The sequence below is a fragment of the Cupriavidus sp. HE11 genome (assembly GCF_056097175.1).
This window is the reverse complement of record NZ_CP184464.1, coordinates 3,681,595-3,699,267: the sequence shown is the minus strand read 5'-3', so window position 1 is coordinate 3,699,267 and position 17,673 is coordinate 3,681,595. Positions and strand designations below refer to the sequence as shown.

Here is a 17,673-nt window from a genome sequence, read left to right as displayed (position 1 = left end):
GTTCTGTGGGGCCGGCGCGGGCTTTACTGCCACGCCAGCACGAATGCGTCTTCGGTCTCGTCGATATGGCCGGCCAGCGAGATCAGGCCGAGCTGCAGTTCCTGTACGTCCCAGGTGCGGCCGATGCGTTCTTCCACGCTGGCACGCAGGATCGACAGCCGGCCCGGCGCGTCGATCTTGACCATCGCCGGGTAGTGGTTGACGGTGGCGTGCGGGTTGTCGGCCTCGATGGCTTCGATCACGGGGCGCATGTCGTCGGTGGCCTGCAGCGCGATGAATACGGGTGCGTCGCTCACGGCTGGTCTCCCTGGGGTTGAGTCAAACCCAGCCCGGCCAGGCGCTTGCGCAGCCCATCCACGGCCTGGGTCAGTTCGGCATCGGCATCGGCGGCGAACAGCCGCATGGCCAGCGGGCGCAGCGCATGCGTGAAGCGCTCCAGCCAGCCGCAGGCGAATTCGCCGATGACGGCGGCGTTGTCGGGGCTTTCCTGCACGGCCGTCTTGACCGTGGCATCAACCCAGCGCGCCGATTCGCCATACCAGGCGGTCATGAAATCGGTCACCAGCGAGAACGCCGGATTGGACGAAAGACGATGTCGCTCGAACTGCTGGTAGACCAGCGGATACACCAGTCCGTCCAGCACCAGGTTCTGCGCCACGTGCAGTTCGAACCAGTCGTCGCGCACCAGCAGGTCTTCGGTCGCGTGGCGCAGCGGCTGCCAGGTCATGTCTTCCATCCAGGCTGTCTTGGCCTGGTCCACGGCGTTCTTGTCGCCGATCAGCAGCCCGATGCGCGTCAGGTACTGGGCGATGCCCAGGCGGTCCATCGTGTGGAACATGGCCGCCTGGGTGATCGCGGAGCCAAATCCGTAGGCAGTGATGGCCGCGTTGTTCATGTTGGCGGCCCATTCCAGATGGCGCAGCGGCACCACGCCTACGGTCAGCAGTTCGCGCAGGTCAGCCGGCAGCGTGGACAGCAGGCCGCGCTTGTCAACGAACTCCAGGTTCTTCTCCATCGTGTCCTGCTGGCGGGCGCGGGCGTTGACGTAGGCGCCGTAGAAATACTGGCGCGGGTCCTTGAGCGCGTACCAGTCCTGCATCACCACGCGGGTGCGGCGCGTGTCGTAAAGCTCGTACTGCGGCTGCCAGAGCGGGCGATAGTGGAAGCTGGCAACCGGCTGCAGGTCGTACATGGCCTCCTGGTAGCGCGTGGCGGGCTTGTCCGCGCCCAGCCGCCGGGCAATATGGGCAAACGTCTGCCGGATCGGACTGACGCTGGCGTCGGTCCGGATATCGATTTGCATGGCTGTCTCCTTGTGGGTGTTATCTGTTCAGTTCAGCAACTGGGCGTGCTGGTCGCGGCAGAACGACTGGAACTGCTCCGGCGGCATCACCAGTTCCACGAAGATCGCCGGATCGCCAATCGAGAACTCGAATTCGACCCAGCGCTCGCCGCGCTCCACCACGCGCACGTAGCGCTGGTCCGGGGTGGGAAGTGGCATGTCTCGCTCCTGTTGCCTTGCACACACCGGGCGGTGCGTACGTTTTTGTGGAATCGGGTGCAAGGCATATAGCGAGCCGCGTGCCAGGCCGCGCAAATCGTTGTGGCACAAGGGCTTGCGGGAAAGTGGCGGTTCTGCGATGCGTCAGGCTGCTTGATCATTTGATGAGGGGATCAAGGCCGATTTCATCAAATGATCAAATCGCCGCGCGCTGCGCCGCAGCATCGGCGCAAAGGGGCGCGTCAGCCCCTATCGGGGATCGCCAGAGGCCGTGCTAGGCTTCGCGGAAAGACGAGGCGCTTCGCCAGAAAGCGCCCGCACGAATCTGGAGTGACGAGGATGACAACGCCCCCCAAAACACCGCCCAAGCTGCCCCCGCAATCGCAAGACCCACCGCCTGGCGCCCCGCCCTTCGACCTGGCATCGCTGCTGACCATCGACGCCCGTGCGGCGCAGATCCGCCTTGGCGAATCGCGCATGGTGCTGATGCATACCGAAGCGTTGAGCTACCTGCGCCGGGAGATTCTCGACACGCTGGGCATTGAGCGCGGCAAGGGCCTGCTGATCCGCATGGGCTACGCGCAAGGCATGCGCGATGCCGAGATGGTCAAGCGCGAGCGCAAGGAAGAGCTGGCCAGTTCCCCGCACGAGGCGTTCCTGTGGGGCCCGCAACTGCATATGCTCGAAGGTGTGACGCGCGTCGAGCCGGTGCGGCTGGAGGTAGACCGCGACACCGGCCACTTCTACGGCGAATTTCTCTGGAAGGATTCGTGGGAAGGCGAGGCGCCGTTCAACGAGGCGCTAAGCCGCGAGGAAGCCGGCTGCTGGGTGCAGCTGGGCTATGCGTCAGGCTATTCCAGCACCTTCATGGACCGCCTGGTCATCTACAAGGAGACCGAATGCGCGCGGCGCGGCGACGACCAGTGCCGCATCGTCGGCAAGCCTGCCGAGGAATGGGACGACGCCGAATACCTGAAGTACTTCGAGCCAGACTCGGTGATCAGCGACCTGCTCTCGCTGCAGCAGGAAGTCAGCACGCTGCGCGAAACGCTGTGCGGTGCCAACCAGGGCAACCTGATCGGGCAGTCGCCGGCATTCCGCGAAGCCTTCACCCTGCTTTCGGCTGCGGCGGACAGCCATATCACCGTGCTGCTGACCGGCGAAACCGGCGCCGGCAAGGAGATGTTTGCGCGCTGGCTGCATGACAACGGCCCGCGCGCCGAGCAGCCGTTCATTGCCGTCAATTGCGCGGCGATCCCGCATGAACTGGTGGAATCCGAGCTGTTTGGAGTCGAGAAAGGCGCCTATACCGGCGCCCAGCAATCGCGCCCGGGCCGCTTCGAACGCGCCCACGGCGGCACGCTGTTCCTGGACGAGATCGGCGACCTGCCCCCGGCAGCCCAGGTCAAGCTGCTGCGGGTGCTGCAGAACAACGAGGTGGAACGGCTGGGCAGCGTGGAAGCGCGCAAGGTCAACGTGCGGCTGATTGCCGCCACCAACGTGAACCTGGCTCAGGCCATCAGGCTGGGCCAGTTCCGCGCCGACCTGTTCTACCGGATCAGCACCTACCCGATTGCCATCCCGGCGCTGCGCGAACGCAAGGAAGACATCCCCGAGCTGGCCCAGGCTTTCATCACGCGCTGCAACGCACGCTACCAGAAGCAGGTGCGCGGGCTCACCGGCCGGGCGCGCGACGCGCTGGTGCAATACCCGTGGCCCGGCAATATCCGTGAACTGGAAAACATGATCGAACGCGGCGTGCTGCTGGCGCCGGCCACCGGCATGATCGACGTGCCCCACCTGTTCGCCAGCCAGCAGATGGGCGCCGGATGCCCGGAAACCAGCGAGGACGCCGATGCGCTGATCGAAAAACTGCTGAACCAGCAGGTGTCGCTGCCGCAGATCGAGGCCCGGCTGATGCAGCTGGCGATGACCACCACGCGCGGCAACCTGTCGTCGGCGGCGCGGATGCTCGGCATTACGCGGCCGCAACTGGCGTACCGGCTCAAGAAGGACGGATAGGCTTCGGAGTTATTAAGGGTTATCACCTAGTTTTCATATAACCAGAAAAGCGTAAGGTGCTGGCCTATGCAGACAAGGCCCATCACCCTGACCGAGCGCGTTATCCAGCAACTGCGCGGCGAAATTGCCGACGGGACGTTTCCCGTCGGTGCGCGGCTGCCTACCGGCAAGCAGCTGGCCGAACGCTACGGCGTCAGCGCAGCCGTGATCCGCGAGGTAACCGAGCACCTGCGATCGCAAGGGATGATCGAAAGCCGCCAGGGCCTGGGCAGCACCGTTCGATCCCGCGTCAGCGACAGCGGATTCCGGCTGGCCGGCAGTGCCGACGCCACCGACCTGGCCGCGATTTTCGAACTGCGGATCGACCTGGAAAGCGCGGCGGCCGCCATGGCGGCCCGGCATCGCACCGAAGCCGACGTGACACGCATGTCCGCCCTGCTCGATGCCATAGCCGCCCGGATCGACGATCCCGACCACGGCGTGGAGCCCGACATCCAGTTCCACATCGCCATTGCCACGGCCACGCACAACCCGTATTACCTGCAGTTGCTTCAGTACATGAACCTGCAATTGCACCAGGCCGTGCGCACTGCACGGGTCAATTCCAGCCGCCAGCCTGGGCTGCCCGCGCGCGTGCATGCCGAACACGTGGCGATCTTCGATGCCATCCGTGCGCGCAATGCCGAACTGGCCCGCCTGCGTGCCACCGAACACCTGCGCAACGCCGCTGGCCGCCTGGGCCTGCCGCTGCGCCAGTCGTAAATCCGCCAAATCCTCTGAATTCCTCCATTTCCGAAGCCGATCATGTCCGATACCGCATTCGCCCAACGCCTGACCGAAGCCCTTGGCCCCGAGGTGGTTGCCACCGCGCCCGATGACGTGGCGCCCTGGCTGTCCGACTGGCGCGGGCTGTACAAGGGCCACGCGCAGGCCGTAGTGCGGCCGCGCACCACCGCCCAGGTGGCGCAGGCGCTGGCGCTGTGCCAGCAATCCGGCGTGCCCGTGGTGCCGCGCGGCGGCAATACCGGCCTGTGCGGCGGTGCCGCGCCGGGCAACAGCCCGGCCAACGTGGTGATCAGCCTCGACCGCATGGACAAGATCCGCTCGATCGACACCATCGCCAACACGATGGTGGCCGAAGCGGGTTGCATCCTGGGCAACCTGCGCCGGGCCGCCGAGGAAAACGACCGCCTGTTCCCGCTGTCGCTGGCGGCCGAGGATTCGTGCCAGATCGGGGGCAACCTGGCCACCAACGCCGGCGGCGTGAACGTGGTGCGCTACGGCATGACGCGCGAACTGGTGCTGGGCGTGGAAGCGGTGCTGCCCAACGGCGAGGTCTTTCATGGCCTGCGCACGCTGCGCAAGGACAACACCGGCTACGACCTCAAGCAACTGCTGATCGGATCGGAAGGTACGCTTGGCATCATCACGGCCGCCGCGCTGCGCCTGTCGCCGCGCGCCGACTCGCGCGCGGTGGTGCTGGCCGCCGTGGAATCGTCCGCGCAGGCGCTGGAGCTGTATTCGCTGCTGTTCGCCCGTTGCGGCGCCCGGCTGCAGGCCTACGAGTTCTTTACCGGCGCCTGCCTGGACCTGGTGCTGACCCATGCCGAAAACGTCCAGGCACCATTCGCCGAGCGCCATCCGGCCTATGTCCTGCTGGAAATTGCCGATACGGCGTCCGAGGATGTGCTGAACGCATTGCTGGAATCGGTCATCGGCGAAGCGCTGGAACGGGGCCTGTGTCTCGACGCCGCCGTATCGGCATCGCTGGCGCAACTGCAGGGCCTGTGGCGCCTGCGCGAAGAAATCTCCGAGGCGCAGCGTGCCGACGGCCTGCACCTGAAGCACGACGTGTCGCTGCCGATCGAGAGCATCCCGGCGTTCATGGCGTCGATGGAGGCTCGTCTGGTCTCCCGCCACCCGGGCATCCGGCCGTTCATCTTCGGCCATTTCGGCGACGGCAACCTGCACTACAACCTGTCGCGCCCGCTTGGCGCCGACCCGAAATGGGCGCTCGGCGACGGCAAGGCCGTCAGCGACGAGGTGATGGAGGAAGTGGCGCGCTACAACGGCAGCATCAGCGCCGAGCACGGCATCGGCCAGCTCAAGCGCGACGCGTTCCTGGCCCTGAAAGATCCGCTGGAACTGCGGCTGATGCGCGCCATCAAGCAGGTGTTCGACCCCAGCGGCATCATGAACCCGGGCAAGCTGCTGTAACGGCTTTCGGTGGACGTTCTTTCAGGCGCTTTGCTGCCTTGCACAGTCGCTATACTGGGAGCCTTTTTCTGCATACCGCAACGAAACGGTTCCCAAATTGGCTGATCAAGACCTGAGCAAGCTGAAAATCGACCGCAGTGCCATGGCGCCCGCGCCACGCCGGCGCCGCCGCTGGGTGCGTTACGCGATCATCGCGGCGATCCTGCTGGTGGTCATCGGCGTGGGGGCCCGGCTGGCAGGCCCGCAGCCCGTGGAAACCACCACGATCACGGCGGCCTACCCGTCCCAGAACTACACGCTGCTGAACGCCACCGGCTACGTGGTGCCGCAGCGCAAGGCCGCGGTGGCCTCGAAGGCCCAGGGCCGGCTGGAATGGCTGGGCGTGCTGGAAGGCTCGCGCGTGAAGAAAGACGAGATCATCGCCCGCGTGGAAAGCCGCGACGTGGAGGCTTCGGCCGCCCAGGCCCGCGCGCAGGTGCAGGTGGCAGAGGCCAACCTGCAGTTGCAGCAGGCCGAACTGCGCGATGCCGAGGTCAACCTGAAGCGCTCGGAGATGCTGCTGGAACCGAAGGCCATCTCCAGGCAGCAGTACGACGCCGACCTGGCGCGCTACAACAAGGCGCGTGCCTCGATCAACAATTCGCAGGCGTCGATCACGTCGGCCAAGGCCAACGCCCGGGCGGCCGAGGTGGCGGTCGAGCAGACCGTGATCCGCGCCCCGTTCGACGGCGTGGTACTGATCAAGCACGCCAACGTCGGCGACAACATCACGCCGTTTTCGGCAGCCGCCGACACCAAGGGCGCCATCGTGACGATTGCCGACATGGATACGCTCGAAGTGGAAGCGGACGTCGCCGAATCGAATATCGCCAGGATCACGGTGGAACAACCGTGCGAGATCCTGCTCGATGCGCTGCCGAACCTGCGCATGGCCGGGCGCGTGTCGCGCATCGTGCCCACCGTGGACCGGTCCAAGGCCACGGTGCTGGTCAAGATCCGCTTTGTCGACCGCGACCAGCGCGTGCTGCCCGACATGAGCGCCAAGATCGCCTTCCTGTCCAAGCCGGTGCCGCCCGAGGACAACAAGCCGCTGACGGCCGTGCAGCCGTCGGCGGTGGTGGACCGCGACGGCAAGCCCGTGGTGTTCGTGGTGGCCGATGGCAAGGTCAGGCAGGTACCTGTCACCCGGGGCGCGAAAGTTGGCGAACTGCTGGCCGTGCAGGGCGTGAAGCCGGGCGAGACCGTGGTGCTGGCCCCGGCCGACAAGCTGTCGGACGGCGCTCGCGTCACTGTCACAAAGAAGTAAGACATGGCCGCCCCGCTCGACCCTTCCATGCCTTCCGCCTCGGCCGCGCCGCCGGCCCCGCTGGTCTCGATCCGCCACCTGGCCAAGTCGTACCAGCGGGGCGCGCAGATCGTGCCGGTGCTGTCCGATATCTCGCTCGACATCGCGGCGGGCGACTTTATCGCGCTGATGGGGCCGTCCGGTTCCGGCAAGAGCACGCTGCTGAACCTGATTGCCGGCATCGACCGGCCCGACAGCGGCGAACTGCTGGTGGGCGGGGTCGATATCTCGGAACTGCCCGAGGCCTCGCTGGCTGACTGGCGCGCCGCGCACGTTGGCTTTATCTTCCAGTTCTACAACCTCATGCCGGTGCTGACCGCCTACGAGAACGTGGAACTGCCATTGATGCTGACGCGGCTGAGCCGCGCCGAGCGGCGCGAGCGCGTGGAGATGGTGCTGGGCATGGTTGGCCTGGCCGATCGCATGGACCACTATCCCACCGAGCTGTCCGGCGGGCAGCAGCAGCGCGTGGCGATTGCCCGCGCGTTGATTACCGATCCGACGCTGATCGTGGCCGACGAACCGACCGGCGACCTGGATCGTAGTTCGGCCACGGACATCCTGGCGATGCTGCAACGGCTCAATACCGACCTGGGCAAGACCATCATCATGGTCACGCACGACGCCCATGCCGCCGAAGCCGCCAAGTCGCTGGTTCATCTGGAAAAAGGCGAACTGCTCCAGGGCGAGCAGCGCGGCCGGGAAGCGTAGCCCATGTTCCTGCCCAAGCTGATCGCCCGCAACGCCATGCGCCACAAGCTGCGCACCGCGCTGACGGTGCTTGGCCTGGTGATTGCGGTGCTGGCCTACGGCCTGTTGCAGACCGTGGTCGATGCCTGGTACGCGGGCGCGTCGGCGGCTTCCAACGCACGGCTGGTCACCCGCAACGCCATCTCGCTGACCTTTGCGCTGCCGCTGAACTACGAATACCGGATCAAGGGCGTCGATGGCGTGACGCAGGTGGCACGCTCGAACTGGTTCGGCGGCGTCTACCGCGACCCCAAGAACTTCTTCGCCCAGTTTGCCGTCTCGGACAATTACCTCGACCTGTATCCCGAGTTCATCGTCCCGCCCGAGCAGCGGGCCGACTACCAGCGCGACCGCCGCGGTGCGCTGGTGGGCCGGCAACTGGCCGATCTGTACGGCTTCAAGGTCGGCGACGTCATCCCGATCAAGGGCACGATCTACGCCGGCACCTGGGATTTCGTGGTGCGGGGCATCATGGACGGCCGCGACGAAAGCACGATCACGCGCCAGATGGTGTTCCACTGGGACTACCTGAACGAAACGGTGCGCAAGAAGAATCCCAGGCAGGCCGACCAGGTGGGCGTGTTCATTCTGGGGGTGGATAACCCGGACAATGCCGCCGCGATCTCGCGCGCGGTGGACAACGTGTTCAAGAATTCCCTGGCCGAAACCCTGACCGAGACCGAACAGGCCTTCCAGCTTGGCTTTGTGGCGATGTCGAACCAGATCATCGCGGCGATCCGCGTGGTGTCGTATGTGGTGATCGTCATCGTGATGGCCGTGATGGCCAACGCCATGGCAATGAGCGCGCGCGAGCGCATCACCGAATACGCCACGCTGAAGGCGCTGGGCTTCGGCCCGGGCTTCCTGTCATTGCTCGTTTTTGGCGAATCGATGATCATCAGCGCATTTGGCGGCGCGCTGGGCATGTTACTGACACCGCCGGCGGCCCGCTTCTTCAAGCAGGCCGTGGGCGGGGTGTTCCCGGTATTCACCGTGTCGCACGAGACCATGGCGATGCAGGCCGGCTGCGCGCTGGTGGTTGGCGTGGCCGCCGCCATCGTGCCGGCGGTCCAGGCCGCCAGGGTGCGGATCGTCGAAGGCCTGCGGGCCATTGGCTGACGGGAACGCACGCAGATGGTCATTCCGCTCCACTACATCGCCCGCAACGTCTGGGCCCGGCGCCTGACCACGGCGCTGACGGCCGGCGGCCTGGCGCTGGTGGTCTTCGTGTTCGCGACGATGCTGATGCTCGATGCCGGCCTGAAGCAGACGCTGGTGACCACGGGCGAGCGCGACAACGTGGTGGTGATCCGCAAGGGTGCCGAGACCGAGATCCAGAGCGCCATCTCGCGCGACCAGGCGGCCGCTCTGGAGATGTATCCGTCCATCGCCATGACGCCCGAAGGCCGCCCGATGGCCTCGCGCGAAGCGGTGGTGCTGATCTCGCTGACCAAGACTGGCTACACCACGCCGTCGAACGTGGTGATCCGGGGCGTATCGCCGCTGGGCGTGTCGCTGCGGCCGCAGGTGCGGCTGACCGAGGGGCGCGTGTTCAAGCCGGGATCATCGGAAATCATCGTCGGCAGCAGCATTGCCAAGGGGTACGGCAACGTGCGCATTGGCGATCATCTGCGCTTTGCGCAGCGCGACTGGACCGTGGTGGGCCATTTCGATGCCGGCGGCAGCGGTTTCGATTCCGAGATCTGGGGCGACGTGGACCAGCTCATGCAGTCGTTCCGCCGCACCAGCTATTCGTCGATGGTGCTGCGGCTGGCGAATACCGACGTCTTCGACAAATTCCGTACCGATATCGACGTCGACCCGCGCCTGGCGAACGAGGCCAAGCGCGAGCAGCAGTTCTACAGCGACCAGTCCAAGGCGCTGTCGGCCTTTATCAATATCCTGGGGCTCACGCTGACGACCATCTTCTCGGTGGCGGCCATGATTGGCGCCATGATCACGATGTACGCGTCGGTCGCCAACCGCGTGGGCGAGATCGGCACGCTGCGCGCGCTGGGCTTCCAGCGCACCAACGTGCTGATGGCCTTCCTGATCGAAGCCGTGCTGCTGGGGCTGGTGGGCGGCATTGCCGGCCTGCTCTGCGCGTCGCTGATGCAGTTCGCATCGTTCTCCACCACGAACTTCCAGACCTTTGCCGACCTGTCGTTCCGCTTCCTGCTGACGCCGGCCATTATCGTCAAGACGCTGCTGTTCTCGATGGCGATGGGCCTGATCGGCGGATTCCTGCCGGCGCTGCGCGCGTCACGGCTCAATATCGTGGATGCGCTGCGGGCACGCTAGCCCGCCTGCAGGGCCGCCCTACCCCATCACTTCTTCGCACACGTCCAGCCACGCACGGGCCGCGTGCGACAGGTAGCGTCCCGGCGACCAGATGTGGGCCAGGGCCCAGTCCATGGTCGGTTCGGTCAGGCGGGCCACGGCGAGCTTGTCGCGGGTTTCCAGGCGCTTGAGCAGCGGTTCGGGCAGGAACGTCGTGCCCAGTCCGGCGGCGGCCATCGACGCCAGGAAATCCCAGTGGCCGCTTTGCGCCACCACGTGCGGCTCGATGCGCGCTTCCAGAAAGGCCTGCCGCAGCTTGCGCGTCAGCGAGAACTCGTCGGTCAGCATGACCAGCGGTTCGTCGCGCAGCGCCTCCAGCGTCACCGTGCGGCCGCTGGCCCAGGCAGCGCGATGCGGCCCGACCGCCCAGATTGGATATTTTGCGAACTGCCGCGTTTCCAGCGCCAGGCCGGTATCGCCGGGCAGCACCGTGGCGCCCACTTCAAGTTCGCCATTCGCCACCTGTTGCTCGACCACCTGCCCGCCGTGCTCGGACAACGTCAGTTGCAGGTTGGGATAGCGCTTGCGAAAGGCGCTGACGGCAGGCGAGAAGAACAGGTTGACCATTGGCGGGATGCCCACGGTCAGCTGGCCGCGCCCCAGCGATGACAGATCCGCCACTTCCAGCGTCAGCCGGTGCACCACGCCCAGCGCCTCCTGGCCCCGGTCGTACACCACCCTGCCCACGTCGGTCAGCCGCACCGACTTGCCTTCGCGGATCAGCAGCGGCTGGCCGATCTCGTCTTCCAGCTGCTTGACCATCTTGCTGATGGTCGATTGCGTGACGTAGAGCGACGATGCCGCCTGAGTGAAGCTTTTCAGGCGCGCGGTCTCCACGAAGTAGCGCAACGCCCGGATGTCTATCGGCATGACTGGCCTCTCATGAATATTTCGACTGACGACGCGAATTTTAAATCATGTATGGAATCTTTGCCGGGCGACTACACTGCCCGTCCTACGCCCCCAATTGCCGGACCCCCGGCGCATCACAATCATGGCTAGCTGGCCGCATGCCCGACAGTGGCTGTTTTCGCTGAAGGCATTCGCTGCCGCGATGCTGGCGCTCTATATCGCACTGTCGTTCGGCCTGCCGCGCCCGTACTGGGCCATGGCCACGGTCTATTTCGTCTCGAACCCGCTCACGGGCGCCACGCGCTCGAAGGCCGCCTATCGCGTGGCCGGCACCATACTTGGCGCGATGGCGGCCGTGATTACCGTGCCGCAACTGGTGAACATGCCGATCGTGCTGATGGGCGCCATCGCGCTGTGGATCATGGCGCTGGTCTACCTGTCGATGCTGCAGCGCACGCCACGCAGCTATGTGTTCCTGCTGGCGGCCTATACCTTGCCGATCGTCGCGCTGCCGGCCGTCATGCAGCCGGCCGACATCTTCGATATCGCCGTGGCCCGCATCGAGGAAATCGTGATCGGCATTGTCTGCGCGAGCCTGGTCGGTGCCATCGTGTTTCCGGCCAAGGTGGCGCCTGCGCTGCGCGAACGGGCGCGCATCTGGCTGGACGATGCGGCAGCCTGGGCCAGCGATATCGTCGCCGCCAACCCCCGCGCGGCCGTCAGCAGGCATCGCCTGGCGGCCGACATGCTGGCCCTGGACCAGCTGATCGTGCACCTGTCGTTCGATATCGAGAGCCAGCAGGCCGTGGACCACGCACGCGCACTGCGCGGCCGCATGTCGCGACTGATGCCGGTACTGTCCGGCCTGGAAAGCGTGCTGCAGGCGCTGCGCGATACCCGGGCGCCCCGACTGCCGCGTCCGGCGCTGGAGCAGGCGGCCGCCTTGCTGGGCACCCGGCACGCCATCCTGATGCGTGCGTGCGCCGACTTGCGGCAGCGCATTGTCGACCGCCCGGACGCGCCGCAGGGCAAGCCGTCGATGAGCGAGCCCCCCGGCAGCGCAACCGGGCACGAGCACGAACCCGAAGGAGACACCCTGCATCACGACCACGCCATGCTGGTGTTTGGCGCGGTATCGGCTGGCCTGGCCGTGTTCTGCACAGGCCTGTTGTGGATCTTCTCGGGCTGGGAGGACGGTGGCGGCCCGGTGGCCGTATCGGCCATCGCCTGCTGCTTCTTCGCCACCATCGACGAGCCGCGCCCCGTGGCGCGATCATTCGTCCGCTGGGCCGCGATCTGCCTGCTGATCTCGTCGTTCTACCTGTTCATGGTGGTGCCGCACGCGCAGACGTTCGAAACACTGGCCGGCATGCTGTCGGTGCCCTACCTGGGCATCGGCCTGCTGATCCAGCGGCCCGGCTTCAACCTGATCGCCATGCTGCTATCGGTCAATACCGCGTCATTTGCCAATGTGCAGACGGTCTACGACGCCAATTTCGTCGGCCTGTTCAACACGAACCTGGCAAATGCCGCCGCGATGTTGTTCGCGCCGCTCTGGGCCATGCTCGCGCGACCGTTTGGCGCACACGTGGCCGCGCAGCGGCTGATCCGCGCCAGCTGGCAGGATCTGGCGCGAGCCGCCACCTGGCGTGCCGCCGATGCCCATACCCGTGTCGGCGCTGGCATGCTGGATCGCCTGGGGCAACTGATGCCACGGCTCGGCGCCGGCGGTGGCCGCCTGGCGTCGGACGGCTTCACCGAGCTGCAGATTGGCTATTGCACGCTGACCCTGCAACGCGCGCTGCCATCGCTGCCCGTGTCAGCCCGCAAGCCAGTGCGTAGGGTGCTGGGTATCGTGGCCCGCCATTTCCGCGCGCGCATCAAGGCCGGACACACCGTTGAGGCACCGGATGCCTTGCATGCGTGGATCGAGACGTCGCTGGCACAACTTGCCGCGCTGCAGGATCGGGCCCTGGCAGCCGACGTTCAATGCGCGCTCGTGGTGCTTGGCCTCACGTTGCAGACACATGAAAAAACCGACTGATAGATGATTTTTTAAATCATCACAGGAATGCATGAGGCAGCCTACACTTCGTCTCGTGCCGCACCACTCCGATGCGACATCGCCCACAAGGCGTCCCGGACGGCGCGTCCTCCCCCCCCACCCCCGCCAGACGCGCCGTCCACCCAATCTGTTGAAGACCAGAAATGCACAACTACACGATCAAATCCCTGCTTGCCACCACGATGCTCTGCGCCTGCACGCTGGCCGCCGCGCAATCCGGCCACGGCATGCAAGACCGCGGCGTCGATGCCGACCGCTATGGCTACAGCATGCACAACGGCCCCCGCGACGTCTTTACCGAAGGCGCCAACGTGCTGGAAAAGCGCGATGTCTACAGCCAGGGTGCCTATGGCACGCGCAAGCCCGATCCGTACACCGACGGGGCCCGCACCATCGCCGGCCTTGACCGCACCGGTGTCTCGGCACCGCCGGCCCACAGCGCCTGATCTGCCTGCTCCTGCTTCTTTTCTGCTTTGTTCTCAGTGAGATGAGACTTGTACCGCGTCCCTCGGGACGCGGTTTTTTTATGCTCAGCGGAACCTGAACAGGCCTTCCCAGAACGATTCGAAGGCGGGTTTTTCCGCGCGAGCGGTGCCGGCATCCGACTGGGCGGTGTTCTCCGGGGTCTCGGGGGTCTTGGGCATGTCGGCCATCTTGCGCGACTCATGCAAAGCCCAGACACTGTCGGCGATGCGGCCGGCAAGCTCCGGCTCGCAGTCCCGGCCCAGCAGCACGCCAAACAGCACGTCGCGGCCGTGCCCGTCGTCGGCAAAGCGCATGGCGATGGCAACCATCTTCTCGTAGTGCTCCTGCGCGACACGCCGGGCCGCTTCCTGGACCTCTCGCTCCTGCGCCTCTTCGGCCTCCATCTCGGCGGCGTGCTCCGATTCCCAGCGACGCATTTCCCGCTCGAAAACGTCGTCGTACACCTGGCGCTGCTCGGCGTCGGACAGGATCGAATAGGCGTCCCGAATCTGCTGGAAAGCCGCGTGGGCATCGGCTTCACGACCCCGATTGCGATCCGGATGCCACTTCATGGCGGCGCGGCGGTAGGCGAGCTTGATCTCGTCCAGGGTGGCATCGGACTGGACGCCAAGCGTCGCGTAAAGCGTAGTCATGGGATAGGTGCGATAGGGGTGCGGCGGAAGAACGCGCTCATGCTAGCACGGCGTTCCAGCGCGGTTTCCGGCCCGATTTCTCCTGCCACGGCTGGTCCACTTTCGGCCCGGCGCGAAGCGCGTGGACGCCCATCCGTATGGCGGCGGCATCATGTTTTCGATACGGACCGCCCCATTCTGGTGCTAAGCTTCGTGCCTGCTCCAGACATCCAGCCACAAGCATCAATGTCCGGACATTGACGGCATCTGCCCGCTCCCGTGCTTCCGCCCGGGTTGCCCACCCGCATTGCATGCCACGGCGCCCATCCGACGCGCCAATCCAGGACGGCCCGGCCGCCAGCCTCTGCGGCAGGCGCAGGCGCCACAACAGTACCCAAGACAATACCGAGACATCGTGACTTTCCACTCCCTCGATTCCTTCCTGGCCGGCGTTGCCCGGCGTGACCCCGACCAGCCCGAATTCTTCCAGGCTGTGAAGGAGGTCATGATGACCTTGTGGCCGTTCGTCGAGCGCAACACGCGCTACCGCGAACAGGCGCTGCTGGAACGGCTGGTGGAACCCGAGCGCGTGATCCAGTTCCGTGTAGCCTGGACCGACGACCGCGGCCAGGTGCAGGTCAATCGCGCCTTCCGTGTGCAGCACAGTTCGGCCATCGGCCCGTACAAGGGTGGCATGCGCTTTCACCCGACCGTGAACCTGTCGGTGCTGAAGTTCCTGGGTTTCGAGCAGACCTTCAAGAACGCGCTGACTACGCTGCCGATGGGCGGCGGCAAGGGCGGATCGGATTTCGATCCCAAGGGCAAGTCGGACGCCGAAGTGATGCGCTTCTGCCAGGCGCTGATCGCCGAACTGCATCGTCACCTGGGGCCCGATACCGACGTGCCGGCCGGTGACATCGGCGTGGGCGCACGCGAGGTGGGCTTCATGGCCGGCATGATGAAGAAGCTGACAAACCAGTCGGCCTGCGTGTTTACGGGCAAGGGGCTGGCGTTTGGCGGCAGCCTGATGCGCCCCGAGGCCACCGGCTACGGCACGGTGTACTTCGCGCAGGAGATGCTGCACCGACGCGGCCGCGAATTCAATGGCCTGCGCGTGCTGCTATCGGGCTCGGGCAACGTGGCGCAGTACGCGGCCGAAAAGGCCATCGAACTGGGCGCCAAGGTGCTGACCGTGTCGGACTCCGGCGGCGTGCTGCACTTCCCGCAGGGCATGGACAGCGAGCAGCTGGCCGCGCTGATGACGTTCAAGAACGAGACGCGCGGACGCCTGGCCGACTTTGCCGCGCAGCACGACCTGCGTTTCGAGGCCGGCAAGACGCCCTGGCACGTACCCGCCGACGTGGCGCTGCCGTGCGCCACCCAGAACGAACTGGACGGCCACGACGCCGAGCGCCTGCTGTCGAACGGTGTGTTCTGCGTGGCCGAGGGTGCCAACATGCCGTCGACGCTAGATGCCGTGGATCGCTTCGTGGCCGCGCGCATCCTGTACGCGCCGGGCAAGGCCAGCAATGCCGGCGGCGTGGCCACTTCGGGCCTGGAGATGTCGCAGAACGCGATGCGCCTGGCCTGGCACCACGCCGAGATCGACGAGAAGCTGCACGCCATCATGAAAGACATCCATGGCAACTGCATCCACTACGGCCAGAAGGACGACGGCTATATCAACTATGTGGAAGGCGCCAATATCGCGGGCTTCGTCAAGGTGGCCGACGCCATGCTGGCGCAAGGCGTGATCTGACCGGCACAGGCGATAGCGCCTGGGGCGGTTCCAAAGAAAAAGCGACGAGGGAAACCCCGTCGCTTTTTTCTTGGCGCCTGGTTTTGGCGCCTGGTTCTGCCGATTTCCCTACCGAACCTTGGCCCAGCCGACCACCTGCCAACGGAACATCGCCGATTCGCCAACTTCTGCGCCATACGTCATTTGCATCTTGCCGTCCGGCGCGTAGATATCGAGCCGGGGCATGGTCGGCAGGTCGAGCCACAACGAATCGTCGTGGAATGACCAGTTGCCACACCAGGCGCAGGCATCGCCCGGCTTCTCGCCTGGCTGATGGAAGTTGAAGCGGCCATCGGCGCTGATTTCCAGGTAGTCGAACGCGCGGTAGAAGGTCAGCAGGGTCCGCTGCCTGGCGGTTGCCTCGGCGGTCTGGGCGGGGGTGGCCGGCGCCGGCAGGTCTGACGGCGCGCGAACGGCTGCGCCATAGAGCTTCCACTTGCCGACGAAGTCCGCGGCAGCGGGCAAATACTCGGCAGCGGTGCTTGCGGCCGGCGCGGACTGCTTTACGGAAGCAGCCGGGCCGGCTGCGTGGGCAGCGGCCGTGGCGGCAAGCGCCAGCAGCGCGGCAACCGTGGTCACCGTGGTGACGGTCCTGAAGGCTGGGAACGTCGGGAGGGTCGTGGCGGATTTGGCGAAGTGGATCGCCTTGAAACGGAACATCGGCAAAAACATCCTGAGTGAAAGCGGGAACAGCCTAGCAGCCATGGCATCGATCGAAGGCCGGAATAGGCGCGATAAATGTAGCATATTAGCCATTTTAAGGCATATACATCACATATAAAGCGCCTTAAAATACATATTCGGCCGTTGGCAAACCCGATCCGGGCGTGCCCGGGAGCCAGGTCGTACCGGTGGCCGAATCCGTAGCTTCACCCCCTCATGGGGTGACAAAACACCGAAGGAAAGCAGCAAATGAAAGCGATTACCCTCCGCGTCCTGACGGCTGCCGCATTGGCCGCAGCAGGCACCGCCCACGCGGCAGCCCCGGCGCAATCGCCGGAAGCCGTCACGGACCTGTTCCTGCGTACGCTGATTCAGGCCGATCCGGCAGCCATGAAGTCGCTCAACGACTACACGCGCCCGGTGCGCGTCGCCAACAAGGCCCCAGGCGACTTCATCAACATTCCGGAGAAGCTCGAGGCAGACAAGGATTACGCCAAGGATCTGGCGCCTGTCTTCCTGGAACAGCTGAAGATGTCCGATGCGGACAAGGCCGCGCTGGAGCCTACCGTCGTCAAGTTCATGCAGAGCCTGCACGATGCCCAGAAGCGCACGGTCTGCACGACGGGCAAGGCCGAGACGGTCACCGAAGGCGTGCCGAAGAAGTCGGTGGCGGTCAACGTGCCGTTCGAGTGCAAGGTGGTGAATCCCCCCGAGAAGCTGAAGGCCTTCCTGCAGCGCGCATCGGGTAGCAACTGGAAGACCGTGGCGCAGTACCGCGAAGCCATCGACAAGCTGCGCGTGGGCTATGAAAACGCCCCGCTGACCCAGGACTGGCGCGGTGCCCTGCCGCTGATTTCTGACAAGAAGCCAGTGGTGTGGCAGAACATCTTCCCGAACGAGAGCGTCGATATCACCGAAGCGCTGTTCTGATTGGCGCGCCGCGCCAGGTTCCGGCCAACCGGACCCTGGCGCGACGTCTGGAAGAAAGCCGATGTGCCCGATTGCACGTCGGCTTTTTTCATT

At 65.5% G+C, this 17,673-nt stretch carries 17 protein-coding genes; 11 read left to right on the top strand and 6 right to left on the bottom strand.

Annotated elements, in window-relative coordinates; all coding sequences use genetic code 11:
• Window positions 1-23: 23 nt before the first annotated feature.
• Genes ACOABP_RS17295 through ACOABP_RS17285 form a run of 3 tightly spaced genes read right to left on the bottom strand, consistent with a single transcriptional unit; the run spans window position 24 to window position 1,501 of the window.
• Complete coding sequence (locus ACOABP_RS17295) at window positions 24-296, bottom strand: MmoB/DmpM family protein (protein WP_066737856.1); 273 nt, start codon at window positions 294-296, stop codon at window positions 24-26.
• Window positions 293-1,303, bottom strand: coding sequence for an aromatic/alkene monooxygenase hydroxylase subunit beta (locus ACOABP_RS17290; protein ID WP_474226383.1), 1,011 nt, complete (start codon window positions 1,301-1,303; stop codon window positions 293-295). Before ACOABP_RS17290 ends, ACOABP_RS17295 begins: the two co-directional genes overlap by 4 nt.
• 27 nt (window positions 1,304-1,330) lie before the next feature.
• Complete coding sequence (locus ACOABP_RS17285) at window positions 1,331-1,501, bottom strand: phenol hydroxylase subunit (RefSeq protein WP_474226382.1); 171 nt, start codon at window positions 1,499-1,501, stop codon at window positions 1,331-1,333.
• Window positions 1,502-1,840: 339 nt separating this feature from the next.
• Between ACOABP_RS17285 and ACOABP_RS17280 the strand changes: the two genes are divergently transcribed.
• The 7 genes from ACOABP_RS17280 (at window position 1,841) to ACOABP_RS17250 (ending at window position 10,136) form a co-directional block, all read left to right on the top strand.
• Window positions 1,841-3,523 carry a sigma 54-interacting transcriptional regulator gene (locus ACOABP_RS17280; RefSeq protein WP_474226381.1) on the top strand — a complete coding sequence of 561 codons (1,683 nt, stop codon included), beginning with the start codon at window positions 1,841-1,843 and terminating at the stop codon, window positions 3,521-3,523.
• A 66-nt stretch (window positions 3,524-3,589) separates the two neighbouring features.
• Complete coding sequence (locus ACOABP_RS17275) at window positions 3,590-4,285, top strand: FadR/GntR family transcriptional regulator (protein WP_474226379.1); 696 nt, start codon at window positions 3,590-3,592, stop codon at window positions 4,283-4,285.
• Window positions 4,286-4,327: 42 nt separating this feature from the next.
• Window positions 4,328-5,740 carry an FAD-binding oxidoreductase gene (locus tag ACOABP_RS17270; protein ID WP_474226378.1) on the top strand — a complete coding sequence of 471 codons (1,413 nt, stop codon included), beginning with the start codon at window positions 4,328-4,330 and terminating at the stop codon, window positions 5,738-5,740.
• Between the two features lie 97 nt (window positions 5,741-5,837).
• A complete protein-coding gene (locus tag ACOABP_RS17265) occupies window positions 5,838-7,046 on the top strand; it encodes an efflux RND transporter periplasmic adaptor subunit (protein WP_474226377.1) in 1,209 nt (402 codons plus the stop codon).
• A 3-nt stretch (window positions 7,047-7,049) separates the two neighbouring features.
• Window positions 7,050-7,796 carry an ABC transporter ATP-binding protein gene (locus tag ACOABP_RS17260; RefSeq protein WP_474226376.1) on the top strand — a complete coding sequence of 249 codons (747 nt, stop codon included), beginning with the start codon at window positions 7,050-7,052 and terminating at the stop codon, window positions 7,794-7,796.
• A gap of 3 nt (window positions 7,797-7,799) precedes the next feature.
• Entirely contained in the window at window positions 7,800-8,954 is a 1,155-nt protein-coding gene (locus tag ACOABP_RS17255; RefSeq protein ID WP_474226374.1) for an ABC transporter permease, read from the top strand.
• A 15-nt stretch (window positions 8,955-8,969) separates the two neighbouring features.
• Complete coding sequence (locus ACOABP_RS17250; protein WP_474226372.1) at window positions 8,970-10,136, top strand: ABC transporter permease; 1,167 nt, start codon at window positions 8,970-8,972, stop codon at window positions 10,134-10,136.
• Window positions 10,137-10,154: 18 nt separating this feature from the next.
• Here the strand turns inward: ACOABP_RS17250 and ACOABP_RS17245 are convergent, their stop codons facing one another.
• Window positions 10,155-11,045: a LysR substrate-binding domain-containing protein gene (locus ACOABP_RS17245; protein WP_474226370.1), complete on the bottom strand. Its 891-nt coding sequence runs from the start codon at window positions 11,043-11,045 to the stop codon at window positions 10,155-10,157.
• 124 nt (window positions 11,046-11,169) lie between these two features.
• Here ACOABP_RS17245 and ACOABP_RS17240 point away from each other — a divergent pair, with 124 nt between their 5' ends.
• The gene (locus tag ACOABP_RS17240) at window positions 11,170-13,071 is read left to right on the top strand and encodes an FUSC family protein (RefSeq protein ID WP_474226369.1); all 1,902 of its coding nucleotides are present in this window, start codon (window positions 11,170-11,172) and stop codon (window positions 13,069-13,071) included.
• 164 nt (window positions 13,072-13,235) lie between these two features.
• The gene (locus ACOABP_RS17235; protein WP_474226368.1) at window positions 13,236-13,538 is read left to right on the top strand and encodes a hypothetical protein; all 303 of its coding nucleotides are present in this window, start codon (window positions 13,236-13,238) and stop codon (window positions 13,536-13,538) included.
• Window positions 13,539-13,622: 84 nt separating this feature from the next.
• On the opposite strand, the gene ACOABP_RS17230 is transcribed toward ACOABP_RS17235, so the two are convergent.
• Window positions 13,623-14,210, bottom strand: a complete 588-nt coding sequence (locus ACOABP_RS17230; protein WP_474226367.1) for a J domain-containing protein — start codon at window positions 14,208-14,210, stop codon at window positions 13,623-13,625.
• Window positions 14,211-14,604: 394 nt separating this feature from the next.
• Between ACOABP_RS17230 and gdhA the strand changes: the two genes are divergently transcribed.
• Complete coding sequence (gdhA, locus tag ACOABP_RS17225; RefSeq protein ID WP_066737878.1) at window positions 14,605-15,948, top strand: NADP-specific glutamate dehydrogenase; 1,344 nt, start codon at window positions 14,605-14,607, stop codon at window positions 15,946-15,948.
• A gap of 108 nt (window positions 15,949-16,056) precedes the next feature.
• On the opposite strand, the gene ACOABP_RS17220 is transcribed toward gdhA, so the two are convergent.
• Window positions 16,057-16,647, bottom strand: a complete 591-nt coding sequence (locus ACOABP_RS17220) for a hypothetical protein (RefSeq protein WP_474226365.1) — start codon at window positions 16,645-16,647, stop codon at window positions 16,057-16,059.
• A gap of 252 nt (window positions 16,648-16,899) precedes the next feature.
• Here ACOABP_RS17220 and ACOABP_RS17215 point away from each other — a divergent pair, with 252 nt between their 5' ends.
• Window positions 16,900-17,580, top strand: coding sequence for a hypothetical protein (locus tag ACOABP_RS17215; protein WP_474226364.1), 681 nt, complete (start codon window positions 16,900-16,902; stop codon window positions 17,578-17,580).
• The last annotated feature ends 93 nt before the right edge of the window (window positions 17,581-17,673 follow it).

Coding starts and splice junctions, on each gene's coding strand:
- ACOABP_RS17220 (WP_474226365.1), bottom strand. CDS start 16,647: ATGTTCCGTTTCAAGGCGATCCACTTCGCCAAATCCGCCACGACCCTC.
- ACOABP_RS17275 (WP_474226379.1), top strand. CDS start 3,590: ATGCAGACAAGGCCCATCACCCTGACCGAGCGCGTTATCCAGCAACTG.
- ACOABP_RS17245 (WP_474226370.1), bottom strand. CDS start 11,045: ATGCCGATAGACATCCGGGCGTTGCGCTACTTCGTGGAGACCGCGCGC.
- ACOABP_RS17260 (WP_474226376.1), top strand. CDS start 7,050: ATGGCCGCCCCGCTCGACCCTTCCATGCCTTCCGCCTCGGCCGCGCCG.
- ACOABP_RS17240 (WP_474226369.1), top strand. CDS start 11,170: ATGGCTAGCTGGCCGCATGCCCGACAGTGGCTGTTTTCGCTGAAGGCA.
- ACOABP_RS17250 (WP_474226372.1), top strand. CDS start 8,970: ATGGTCATTCCGCTCCACTACATCGCCCGCAACGTCTGGGCCCGGCGC.
- ACOABP_RS17235 (WP_474226368.1), top strand. CDS start 13,236: ATGCACAACTACACGATCAAATCCCTGCTTGCCACCACGATGCTCTGC.
- ACOABP_RS17285 (WP_474226382.1), bottom strand. CDS start 1,501: ATGCCACTTCCCACCCCGGACCAGCGCTACGTGCGCGTGGTGGAGCGC.
- ACOABP_RS17270 (WP_474226378.1), top strand. CDS start 4,328: ATGTCCGATACCGCATTCGCCCAACGCCTGACCGAAGCCCTTGGCCCC.
- ACOABP_RS17215 (WP_474226364.1), top strand. CDS start 16,900: ATGAAAGCGATTACCCTCCGCGTCCTGACGGCTGCCGCATTGGCCGCA.
- ACOABP_RS17255 (WP_474226374.1), top strand. CDS start 7,800: ATGTTCCTGCCCAAGCTGATCGCCCGCAACGCCATGCGCCACAAGCTG.
- ACOABP_RS17280 (WP_474226381.1), top strand. CDS start 1,841: ATGACAACGCCCCCCAAAACACCGCCCAAGCTGCCCCCGCAATCGCAA.
- ACOABP_RS17290 (WP_474226383.1), bottom strand. CDS start 1,303: ATGCAAATCGATATCCGGACCGACGCCAGCGTCAGTCCGATCCGGCAG.
- ACOABP_RS17230 (WP_474226367.1), bottom strand. CDS start 14,210: ATGACTACGCTTTACGCGACGCTTGGCGTCCAGTCCGATGCCACCCTG.